Raw genomic sequence first — 11,797 nt, forward strand, 5'->3', positions numbered from 1 at the left:
CTGCCTGCACAAGTCCAGTTTCTTCTATTATAAGAAGAAGGTTAGATTTTTAATTTTTCAATGGATGTAAGCAAATCTTCCGATAATTCTTTCAGACTTTGAATATTGCCGCTGATCGTCTCCATGGAACTTACCTGCTCTTCCGCCGATGCAGAAACTTCTTCCACACTCGCTGCCGATTGCTCCGAAACAGCGGAAATCTGCTGACTGAAATCATTCATTCGTCCGCTTGCTTCCTGCATGCCTGCGAGGCCATCTGTCATGGTGCTGATGACTCCAACCATGCCTTCCACCGATTCATTAATCGTACGGAAGAGTTGACCAGAGGCAAGCACATGTTCCTGACCTAACTCAGTCTCCTGAACACCTGTGCGCAATTCCGCGACCACCCCTTGGGACTCCTGCTGAATATCCTCGGTTATCGCCGTGATCTCTTCAACCGAAGTCTGCACAGCTTCAGATAACTTCCGTACTTCGGATGCCACTACGGCAAATCCGCGTCCACTCTCTCCCGCACGTGCTGCCTCAATGGAGGCATTTAATGCCAGCAGATTGGTTTGACGTGCAATGTCATGAATGACCTGAACCAGCTTGGAAATATCTTCATTTTTACGATTCAATCGTTCCATCTTGTTCATGGAAGTTGAGACTGAACCGGAAATCTGTTGCATCTGCTGTACGGACTGTTCCATCGCCTTGCGACCATTCATTCCTTGCTCCAGTACAAGATCCGACATGACGCGCAGCTGGCTGCCTTGTTCGGTATGGTTCTGAATGTGATCATTCAACGCTTCAACCGTACGGGCTGATTCCACAGCGGTCTCGGCCTGACTCTCCGCTGCCTTCGCTGACTCTTCCATCGTCACAGCAATTTGGCGACTACCAATCTTAACCTCTTCGGACGAAATTGCCAGTTCTCCACTCTGCCGATTGACAGCTTCGGCAATTCGTCTGACGCTCAGAACCATGGAAGTCAGGTTACCTTTCATGTCATTCACTGCTTTGGCCAGAACACCGACTTCATCTTCATGTTTGGTATGTATATCCTGAACATTTAATTGGCCTTCTGCAATCAGTTTCACTGCACTAATGACACGTAGCAGTGGTTTCACGACCTGTGAACGAATAATCGGAATACTGATCGCTGTAATAACAATCATGATAAGAACACCGATAATAATGATTAATCTACCATCCTGCACCGATCTGATCGTTTGGGCCGCCGCAAGATTGGACTGTTCCTGATTGTATTCCACGAGATAATCAAGATCGACTTGCATGGTGTCAAAAGAATCAGCACCTTTATCCGATACTTCCTTCGCCAGCTGTGTCTGACCCTCATCACTCAGCTTGATCGATTGCGTATTAATCTTGAGATACGCTTCCCATTTGTTCTTGAACGCAGTCCAATGTTCGAGCTCTTCCGGAGACTTCTCCTGCTGATCATAGATCTTAATCGCCTGCGTTGTTTCACGAATATACTTGGTACGCTCTTCTGACAAAGATGCCTTTTCGGTTTCCTCCGCGTCAAAATGACGATAACTTAATGACAGAACATGTTCTGTGGTATAGTTTAACCGGTTAATTTGCTGAATAGAGGGCATCCAATTGTTCGTGATTTCATTGGTGTTGGATTCAATTGAATTCATCCGGGTGACAATCGTGACACTTAAAATAATCAAACAGAGGATTAACAAGTAGAACGCGATGCTGATACGCAGACCGATACTCTTGATCTTAAATCTGCTGAACATATGATTTCCCCCTTGACCCCTTCGGTCATCCCGAATTCAGGTGCTTTTGTCATTGTTTTCCCCTTCTTTTGACCTCTTGTCAAAAGAACTTATCTATATTATATCGATAGGAAAATAGACGTAAAGTATTATAACATTATTTTGTTATTAAGATGCTTAACTTTGTAAAAGTTTGTTGAATCTTAGCAAAGTCAAACCGAAGATCTGTAGCATACGGTAAATTCCCAATCAACAGTTCTTCGGTTTGTTCAGATTTCAACGGCTTGCATCATAAATTGATCGGCCTACTTCCCGATTGCTGTCTTATAATCAGCCAGTAATCGATAAGAATCCAGCCTGCGCTCATAATCTGGTCCTGCCGTAACCAGAAGCAACCTATCCGTATCCAGCTTGCGACTCACCTGTTGCAATCGATCCCATACCTTCTCCGCTGTACCTGCATAGTGACGCGCCTCTTCGTTAGGATCAGCACTGGCTGCATCATTGGTGCGGGAGACCTCGATACTACTTGTACTGCGCTCGGTTGAACGTTCTTTCCCTTCAGCCTTGCGTCTCTCCGCCATCTCACGACTCCAGTCCAAAGCATCCGCCTCTGACTCGGCACACAATACGCTGATTGCCACCATAACCTCAGGTTTCTTCATCGTTGCACTAGGAATAAATCCTTCTCGGTATCGCCTTACAGCCTCTGTACCATCGGCATCACTCATGAATTGACCAAAGACATATCCCATGCCAAACCGTGCCGCAAATTCTGCGCTCTTCACGTTTGTTCCCAGCATCCAGAGCGATAACGGGAGCTGGGGAATCGGACGGGCTGTCACGGGATGATCCTCGTAGGTATATCGGTCTTCAAGCAGTTCTGTCAGTGCTGCGATTGATTCGGGCAGCTTGGACACATGTTGCAAGTAATTGCCACTGAGTGCCATCGTTGCATGAGGTCCACCGCCAGGAGCACGTCCAAGCCCAAGCTCAATGCGCCCCGGATAGAGCGCAGCCAGCAGACGGAACGACTCTGCAACCTTGAGCGGGCTGTAATGGGGTAAAAGGACCGCACCAGAGCCAAGTTGAATTGTTGTTGTCCTTGCTCCGATGTGAGATAACAGTACTTCGGGAGATGCCGATGCCAGTTCAGCCATATCATGATGCTCTGATGTCCAGTATCGGGCGTATCCCCAAGCCTCAGCATGTTGCGCAAGTGTCACCGATTGTTGAAGTGCCTGTTCCGCTGTGGCATCGTTTAACCTTGGAACAAGGTCAAGTACGCCCAGATTAAACGTCTCACTCATTCGCTTAGCCACGCGTCTCATCTCCCTTTATATCGGTTAGTTTTAATCCAGATCGTAGATGGAACCCACCTTCAGACCGTAAAGTTCATTATATATTTTCTCGGCAAATGCATCCGTCATTCCTGCAATATAATCAATCACCATATGTTCCCAAGTCCAGATTGGTTGGGCTTTGGCCTGATCCTTCTCATACCGTTGCAGCCAGTCAGATGGAATAATGGATTGAGACGTTTCTGGATCGAGGAATGCATCCCATAGTCGCTTAATCATCCACTCACTTCGCTTCTGTAGCCGCTGCACACGCAGGTCACGAATCATGGTCACCCAGGCAAAACTCTTGAGCACACTCACCGTACGCAGCATGTCAAGGTCTTCAGCTCCCTCACGGACAAAGGTTACCTTCTTCCAGTCGCCATCGTCAATAACACCCAGGCTACCTACAAAAAAGCTCACCCAGTAGGCTTTGACCTCACGGCGGGTACGCGAATAATCATGCTCACAGAACGGCATCTTCTCATTCCAGATACGCAGGAACGAAGCGAGGACCTCTTCTACCTTTTGCCCAATCGCTTCTCGGGTCCACCCGTTCCAGAACAGATCCTCCAGCGTTGTAATCTTATCCACAATCAGTCGATTCACATGCGGATCTTGCAGGAAATGCTCATGGACTTCAATTTTCCCTGCTTTGATACCATCCTCCAGGTCATGTGAGGAGTACGCAATATCGTCGCAAAGGTCCATCAGTTGCGCTTCCAGTGTCTTCTTGCCTGTCGGCACGTTCCAGCGATCACGAATCTCACGGATATATTGCCACTCATGATGATACATACCTTTTTTGCTCTCCGTGCCAGGGTACGGATACTTGTTGATTCCAAGCAATACCGCATCAGACAGGTTCAGTCCATCGATATCTTCACGCTTCTCCAAGTGCATAATAAGGCGGAAGTTGTGCGCGTTGCCTTCAAAATGCTCGTATTTCCGTTTCAACTCGGCACGGACTTCAGATTCTACCTTGGGAACCTTGGCACTGCGGCTTTTTTTCATGATTTTCTTAGCTTCGGTGTTGATGAGGTCATCCAAAATACCATCCAACACTTCTTCACCTTTATGTCCAAATGGCGGGTGACCGAAATCATGTGCGATTGCAGCGCACTCCACCACTTCTGAATCAATGATAAGACCAGGGTTGTCCGCACGGTCCCAGTCCACCTCGGGAAAACGACGAATCAGGCTACGGGCAGCCTCGCGGGCAATCTGTGCCACCTCCAGGGAATGGGTCAAACGTGTACGATAATAATCACCCGTTCCTGCGCCAAACACCTGTGATTTGCCTTGTAACCGACGGAAGGTCGGTGAATGAATGAGTCTGGAATAGTCCCGTTCGTATGCTGCACGAGATCCATCCAATTTGGTTAATTCAGGATATTGTCTATGTTCTCTCAGATCGTTCCATTGCATGGGGATCACTCCTAGCCGACTGTCTCTATTTTGAGTGATTATACACAACATCTGTGGTTTCGAAAAGTAAAACCTGTCTGCGATTGTCATCTCTTCTTACATCAACTTGTAATAAACAGTCCTATTCTTTTATTATACCCTGCCAGACTATCATTCGTGCATCTAAATGATCATGATTAACATTGAAATTCACTATCGTGACTTAATATGAAAAAAAGTGCATGCTACAGTTGGCGTGGCCGTTCCGGTTACGTATCGTTCTTATGATCGCTGTTGTCTCCAGGTTTTCTGAATTCCCTTTAATAAGGGGAAAACCCGGAGACAAAGGCGAACGCTTCGCTTCTTCAGAATCGATTCCGTCTCCTTCACTACTTTTGCTGTTTGATTCACTCCCAATTTAAATGACATTACATTCCCTATAGAGTGAGAATTCTTCAAAACTTTGAAAGGCTAAAAAAAACATTGAATGTTCATCCTTATCCATCGCTGCAATGATAATCTGTCTCCCCCACGCCCACCCCGTTGTGGGTAAAAAAACAAAAACCGACAGGACGGAAATGCCCTGTCGGATGAATATGGTAGATGCATTGAAGTAATTTAACTTCTAGCCTTAATGCTCACGCCATTTATGTCTTGAAGCGGTGTGAATTTTTGCATCAAGGATATTATCGCACCTTTGTACGATGGGAGTTTACACCATAACCTTACAGATATCGTTGGTGAACTCTACTGGATCTTGAATTGGCAGTCCCTCAATCAGCAATGCCTGATGGTACAAAAGGCTTGTGTAAAGGTTCAGTTTTTCCTGATCCTGTGCGAAAGCGTCTTTCAACGATTTGAAAACATCGTGATTCACGTTGATTTCCAGCACTTTGTCGGCTTGTACGTTTTCGCTGTTCGGCATAGCTTTCAGGATTTTCTCCATTTCAATCGTCAGCTCACCTTCAGTGGACAAACATACCGGGTGGCTTCTGAGACGTTTGGAAGCTTTAACCGCTTTGACTTTACCCGCCAATTGAGCTTGCATCGCTTCAAACAACTCTTTGTTGTCGTTGTCCTGAGCGTCCGTTTCCTCTTTGTCCGCGCTATCTTCGATACCCAGGTCACCACTGGAGATGGATTTGAATTCTTTCTCCTTGTAGTTCGTGATCATCTTGATGGCGAACTCGTCGATGTCATCGGTAAAGTACAATACTTCGTACCCTTTCTCAAGAACACCCTCGATCTGCGGCAACTTCTCAATACGGCTAATGGATTCGCCAGATGCATAGTAGATGTACTTCTGATCTTCCGGCATTCTGGAGACGTACTCGTCCAGGCTCACGAGTTTGCTCTCTTTGGAAGACGTGAACAGCAGCAGATCCTGCAATGTATCCTTGTTCACACCATAGTCACTGTATACACCATATTTCAACTGACGGCCAAACGCTTGGTAGAACTTCTCGTAGTTCTCACGCTCGTCCTTCAGCAGGCTTTGCAGTTGGCTCTTGATTTTGTTCTTGATGTTCTTCGCGATCAGGCTAAGCTGACGGTCATGTTGCAACATCTCACGGGAAATGTTCAGGGACAGGTCTTCGGAATCCACCATACCTTTAACAAATCCGAAGTAATCTGGCAACAGATCCCCGCATTTATCCATGATCAGTACACCGTTGGAGTAGAGTTCAAGGCCTTTTTCATACTCTTTCGTATAGTAGTCAAACGGCGTATTCTCCGGAATAAACAGGATTGCATTGTATACCACTGCGCCATCTGCGCTGATGTGCAAGTGTTTGAGCGGTTTGTCAAAACCGTAGCGTTTTTCCATATAGAAGTTATTGTAATCCTCTTCGGTCAGTTCGCTTTTATTTTTACGCCAGATCGGCACCATGCTGTTCACGGTTTGTTCTTCTTGGTATTCCTCAAACTCGTTCTCCGTACCTTCTTTCGGACGTTGACCCGTTACATCCATCTTGATCGGGTAGCGAATGAAGTCCGAGTATTTCTTGATGATGGATCTCAGGCGGTACTCTTCCAAAAATTCGTCATACGAATCTTCTTCGGTATTCTGTTTAATCGTCAGGACGATCTCTGTACCTACGGAGTCTTTCTCAGCTGGTGTGATGGTGTATCCATCCGCGCCTTCGGACTCCCATTTCCAAGCCTCGTCGCTGCCCAGCGTTTTACTCGTTACGGTCAGCTTGTCCGCCACCATAAATGCCGAGTAGAAACCAACCCCGAATTGTCCGATGATGTTATGACCGTCTTTGGCTTCATTTTCCTTCTTGAACGCCAGGGAACCACTCTTCGCGATCACGCCCAGATTGTTCTCCAGCTCTTCCTGCGTCATCCCGATTCCGGTATCCGTCAGTGTGAGCGTGCGGTTTTCTTTGTCGATGGTGAGCTTGATGAAGTAATCCTCTTTGTTGAAAACGAGTGAATCGTCTGTCAGTGCTCTGTAATAAATTTTATCAATGGCGTCACTGGAGTTGGAGATCAATTCTCTCAAAAAGATTTCTCTTTGGGTGTAGATGGAGTTGATCATCATATCCAGCAAACGTTTGGATTCTGCCTGGAATTCTTTTTTAGCCATGAATAGTTGGACTCCTTTCAGATTGGATATCGAATGATTGGATTGAAAATAGAAAGTAGCCTCTGAATTCTACATGCAAAGTTTACGTCGCTCGAAAACCTTCCAATCGATTGTTCACCTAGGTATTGGATACCCTTTTCAAACTCAGCACTTCAGTTATTGTCGTTCTCTAGTGGCCGTTACGGTTACGGATCGTTCTTTTGATCGCTGTTATTCCCAAATTTCTTTGATTCCCTTTAAAGTAGGGAGAAATTCGGGAATAAAGGCGAACGCTTCGCTTCTTCAGAATCGATTCCGTCCCCTTCACTACCTAGGTGCTCCGACAAACAACTCATGATGCTAAGACATTTTCAAATGGCATATTCATGAGCAGGAGATACATTTCAATTTCAGGAATATTCCCCAGACTTCACTCGAACATAATCCCGAGGCCAACTTTATCCATTTTCAAAAACGAATCATTCCATATGTAGACGTATAGTAAAAACATCAATTGTTAGCACTCTAATGATCGGAGTGCTAAACCCTTCCTTTTATATAACATATGGGAAAATTGGGTGTCAATACGCAGGCGGTTATTTTAACAAAAAGATCGAATAACCCTTAACTTTTGCACATCATCAATCATTTTAACGTAATCCGGCAGGTAAAACAAAAGCCGCCTCGAACCAAAGTTCGAACCGGCATGGTGAAAGATTGAATGTATCCGTTGGTATCGTAGAAAATTCTACTTTTTGGCCATTTTTGGATCAAGGGTATCGCGTAGTCCATCGCCCATGAGGTTGAAGCCGAGGACAGTCAACATGATGGAAACGCCGGGAAAGATGAGTGTCCACGGTGCTTTTTGTATAAATTGACGGGAGTCCGATAGCATTTTACCCCATTCCGGGTCGGGTGGTTGAGCGCCCATGCCCAGAAATCCGAGTGCAGCCGCTTCGATAATCGCCGTCCCAATCCCGAGTGTCCCCTGCACGATCAGCGGAGTAAGGCTGTTGGGCAAGATATGGCGAAACAAGATTCGCCCGTTGCCTGCTCCGAGTGTCCGCGCCGACGTAATGAATTCCTCCTGTCTCAAGCTAAGTACCCGTGAACGCACCAATCTTCCGTACGTCGGGATGTTCACGATAGCGATGGCGAGCAGTGCATTTTGTAACGATGGTCCCAGTATCGCCACAATGGCGATGGCCAGCAATATCCCTGGAAAGGCGAGCAAGATATCAAACAGACGCGAGATGAGCATGTCCGCCCATTTTCCATAAAATCCGGCAATCAGACCAAGCAGTGTCCCCGCAATAATAGAACCAATGACAGAGAAAAAGCCCACCCACAAGGAAATACGGGCCCCATGCAGCACTCTGGAAAACACGTCACGTCCCAGATCATCGGTACCAAACCAATGCTCTGCCGAAGGAGCCTGAAGCCGATCCACCAGCACCTGTTCCTTGTAATCGTAAGGTGCAATGTATGGCGCGAGGAAGGCTAACAGGATAAAAAACACGATAATAATCAGACCTGCAAGCGCAAGCCGATTTTTCCGAAACGTTCTCCACGCTTCACGCCATGGACCAGATGTGCTCGCTGTTGCAGCATCAATGGAGGGTCCGGTATTGGTCGATAATTTGGCCATGCGGCGTCTCCTTCCTTGATATGAATGAATGATGAATTCGCTATTTATAACTGATACGAGGATCGAACACAGCATAGAGCAAGTCCACAATCAGGTTAATCACCACGAAAAAGAATGCCACGATCAGAATGCCACTCTGGATCACCGGATAGTCACGCGAACTAATCGCTTCATATATATACCGTCCCACGCCCGGCCAAGCAAAGATCGTTTCGGTCAACACCGCACCCCCGAGCAACGATCCGGTTTGGATGCCAATCACCGTAAGCACGGGAATAAACGCATTTTTGAGTGCATGTCTATATACAACAAAAAACGGCCCCAGTCCCTTGGCTTTCGCAGTACGAATGTAATCGGAACTCATCACTTCCAGCATGCTGGAACGGGTCATCCGGGCAATAACGGCCATTGGAATCGTACCAAGCGCAATACTCGGGAGTATCAAATGTTTCGTTACGGTCCATAACTGACTCCATTGTCCAGCGATCATCGTATCCAGCACATACAAGCCCGTAATTGCTTCCACCGGATCTCGTGCATTCATGCGTCCAATGGACGGCAGCCACTGCAACTTGTTCGCAAACAGCCATTGTTCCATCAGACCTAACCAGAAGATTGGCATGGATACACCCACTAGAGCAATGACCATACAGCAATAATCAAACCAGGAATTGTGCTTCCATGCACTGACAATCCCGGAATTCACCCCAATAATGACAGCAAACAACATACTTGCCATCGTTAATTCAAGGGTTGCTGTCAGATAAGGCACAATTTCCTGGGCAATAGGCACCTTGGTGCGGATGGATGTCCCCAGATCGCCTTTAAGCAAATCGCCCAAATAGGCGAAATATTGCTGGAACCAGGGTTTATCCAGTCCAAGCTGGTCACGCAAGGCTTGCTTGGATTGTTCGGTTGCCTTTTGCCCAAGGATGGTCTCGGCCGGGTCACCCGGAATGGCGTGGATGATGGAAAAGACAATCAGGGTCATGCCCAGCAGTACGGGCAGCAACACAAGCACACGTTTGACAATATAGCTGTTCAATCCTGTTCACCTGCCTTCGACATATCATGCAAAATAAAAAGCGCCGGCAGAAACGCATGCTTTGGATAGTTACGTCCGGATGTGGGTTCTGCCAAGCATTGCGTCTCACCAGCGCTTTGAAAGAAAGAAGTTACACTTCATTACTCCGAGTGCAGTGCCCTCTTCAGAATGATTCTGCACACTCCTGTATCCTGAAATGGATAAGTTCAGCTTACGTCTGTATTATTCGAAGTAGGCACCGGCATAGGATTCACTGCCCAGCGGAGATGGCACAAAACCTTTCAGGTTTGATTTACCCGCCAGAATTGGCGTGGTGTGCACGAGTGGAATCCACGGTGCATCTTCCTTGATAATCACCTGTGCTTGTTTGTACAGCTCGGCACGTTTCTCCTGATCTGTTTCTTTTTGCGCATCTGTCAGCAATACATGCAACTCTTCGTTGACATAGAAGCTGCGGTTGTTACCTGGGATGGCGTCTTTGTCCAGCAAGGTGTACAGGAAGTTATCCGGGTCCCCGTTGTCCCCCGTCCAGCCGAGCATGTAGATATCGTCTTTCTCCCCGGCTTTGGCATCATCGAGATACGTCGCCCATTCTGGGGATTCAATGTTGGTGGTCACGCCAATTTTCTCAAAATCAGCCTGGATCGCTTCTGCTACTTTCTTGCCATCAGGCATATACGGGCGGGATACCGGCATGGCATAGAAGGTTACCGGATCAGGCAAACCGTCAGGGAAGCCAGCTTCGGCCAGTAAAGCTTTTGCTTTTTCCAGATCATATGGGTAATCCTCAATGGTATCGTTGTATCCCCACAGCGTTGGCGGCATCGGGTTGACAGCAGGTTCAGCTTGTCCAGCAAAAAACGCATCAATAAGAGCCTGCTTGTTCACCGCATGATTGAGGGCTTGTCTGACTTTGACATTATCAAATGGTTTCTTCTTGAAGTTAAAGCCGATATACGCCACATTGAACGGTGGACGCTCGATCTTCTGCAACTCGCTGTTGCCTTCAAGGATGGACAGATCGTCCGGATTCAGGTCTTCCATGACATCAATCTCGCCGTTTTGCAGGGCATTGAAGCGAGCCGTGTTATCCGGAATCGAACGCACGATTACTTTGTTCAGCTTCGGCAGTCCTTCTTTCCAATAATCGGCGTTTTTCTCCAGTGTGATGGAGTCGTTACGCTTCCACTCTTTGAATACAAATGGGCCCGTGCCCACAGGCTCGCTTTTGAAGTTTTCTTTTTTCTCCTGAATCGCGGTTGGACTGGCAATGCCAAATGGCGTCATCGCAATATTTTGCAGGAAAGGTGCTTGTGGTTGGTTCAATGTGAACTCCACCGTAGTCTCGTCCGTCGCCTTCACTTCCTTGATCACACGTCCGTCCTCTGGACCAAACATGGAATCGTAATAATCGAAGGAATCACCCTCGAATTTATATTCACTCGCCGGATTGCCCCAACGGTTGAAGTTAAATACAACAGCCTCCGCATTGAAGTCTGTACCATCATGGAATTTCACACCGGACTTCAGCTTAAACACATACTTGAGTCCATCCGCCGAAATCTCCCAGCTCTCTGCCAGTCCAGGAACGACCTCTGTTCCGCCTTCCTTGTAATCCAGCAACGAATCAAACACCTGATGTCCAATCTTCAGCGACTCCCCATCGGTTACAATTGCCGGGTCGAGTGCTACGGAATCCCCACCACGCCCCATAATCATCGTATCCTGCGCTTCCGTCACTTCGGCTGGTGGCTCGCTGCCCTCCGCCGGAGCAGGCGAATTCCCAGCCCCCTCATTGCTAGAGCAGCCTGACAACACCAAGACGGTGCTCAAAGCCAGAGTCAAAAAACCGGATAGCCATTTCTTTCTCATTCGCATACGTACAACACCCTTCCCTGTCCCATAATGTGTGTGATGCTGGCATGAAAAAACTTCAATGATAGCCATTGGTTCGGTGCTTGCTTGTATCAATGAAAGGCTTTAGGTGCCTGTGATACCTGAATTAAAGTTCCGGGAAAAGTAAGGCAAATATATGAAATGTAAAAACAGCAT

At 47.1% G+C, this 11,797-nt stretch carries 7 protein-coding genes; all 7 read right to left on the bottom strand.

The features are described 5' to 3' along the window. Positions 1-41 precede the first annotated feature (41 nt). The gene (locus ACE3K2_RS04720) at positions 42-1,754 is read right to left on the bottom strand and encodes a HAMP domain-containing methyl-accepting chemotaxis protein (protein WP_421887320.1); all 1,713 of its coding nucleotides are present in this window, start codon (positions 1,752-1,754) and stop codon (positions 42-44) included. 284 nt (positions 1,755-2,038) lie between these two features. Further along, entirely contained in the window at positions 2,039-3,064 is a 1,026-nt protein-coding gene (locus ACE3K2_RS04725; protein ID WP_421887322.1) for an MsnO8 family LLM class oxidoreductase, read from the bottom strand. A 21-nt stretch (positions 3,065-3,085) separates the two neighbouring features. After that, positions 3,086-4,501, bottom strand: coding sequence for a deoxyguanosinetriphosphate triphosphohydrolase family protein (locus ACE3K2_RS04730; protein WP_421887324.1), 1,416 nt, complete (start codon positions 4,499-4,501; stop codon positions 3,086-3,088). Positions 4,502-5,192: 691 nt separating this feature from the next. Then, complete coding sequence (gene htpG / locus ACE3K2_RS04735) at positions 5,193-7,073, bottom strand: molecular chaperone HtpG (protein ID WP_421887327.1); 1,881 nt, start codon at positions 7,071-7,073, stop codon at positions 5,193-5,195. Between the two features lie 727 nt (positions 7,074-7,800). Beyond that, a complete protein-coding gene (gene nikC / locus ACE3K2_RS04740; RefSeq protein WP_253431493.1) occupies positions 7,801-8,700 on the bottom strand; it encodes a nickel transporter permease in 900 nt (299 codons plus the stop codon). 40 nt (positions 8,701-8,740) lie between these two features. Beyond that, positions 8,741-9,745, bottom strand: coding sequence for an ABC transporter permease (locus ACE3K2_RS04745; protein ID WP_421887330.1), 1,005 nt, complete (start codon positions 9,743-9,745; stop codon positions 8,741-8,743). Positions 9,746-9,967: 222 nt separating this feature from the next. Further along, positions 9,968-11,617: an ABC transporter substrate-binding protein gene (locus tag ACE3K2_RS04750; RefSeq protein WP_421888342.1), complete on the bottom strand. Its 1,650-nt coding sequence runs from the start codon at positions 11,615-11,617 to the stop codon at positions 9,968-9,970. Positions 11,618-11,797 lie beyond the last annotated feature (180 nt).

This window comes from Paenibacillus sp. (assembly GCF_048976745.1).
Lineage (GTDB): Bacteria > Bacillota > Bacilli > Paenibacillales > Paenibacillaceae > Paenibacillus.

Bases quoted from the DNA above. Each gene is read 5' to 3' on its own strand.
- nikC (WP_253431493.1), bottom strand. From the start codon at position 8,700: ATGGCCAAATTATCGACCAATACCGGACCCTCCATTGATGCTGCAACA.
- ACE3K2_RS04750 (WP_421888342.1), bottom strand. From the start codon at position 11,617: ATGAGAAAGAAATGGCTATCCGGTTTTTTGACTCTGGCTTTGAGCACC.
- htpG (WP_421887327.1), bottom strand. From the start codon at position 7,073: ATGGCTAAAAAAGAATTCCAGGCAGAATCCAAACGTTTGCTGGATATG.
- ACE3K2_RS04730 (WP_421887324.1), bottom strand. From the start codon at position 4,501: ATGCAATGGAACGATCTGAGAGAACATAGACAATATCCTGAATTAACC.
- ACE3K2_RS04720 (WP_421887320.1), bottom strand. From the start codon at position 1,754: ATGTTCAGCAGATTTAAGATCAAGAGTATCGGTCTGCGTATCAGCATC.
- ACE3K2_RS04725 (WP_421887322.1), bottom strand. From the start codon at position 3,064: ATGAGACGCGTGGCTAAGCGAATGAGTGAGACGTTTAATCTGGGCGTA.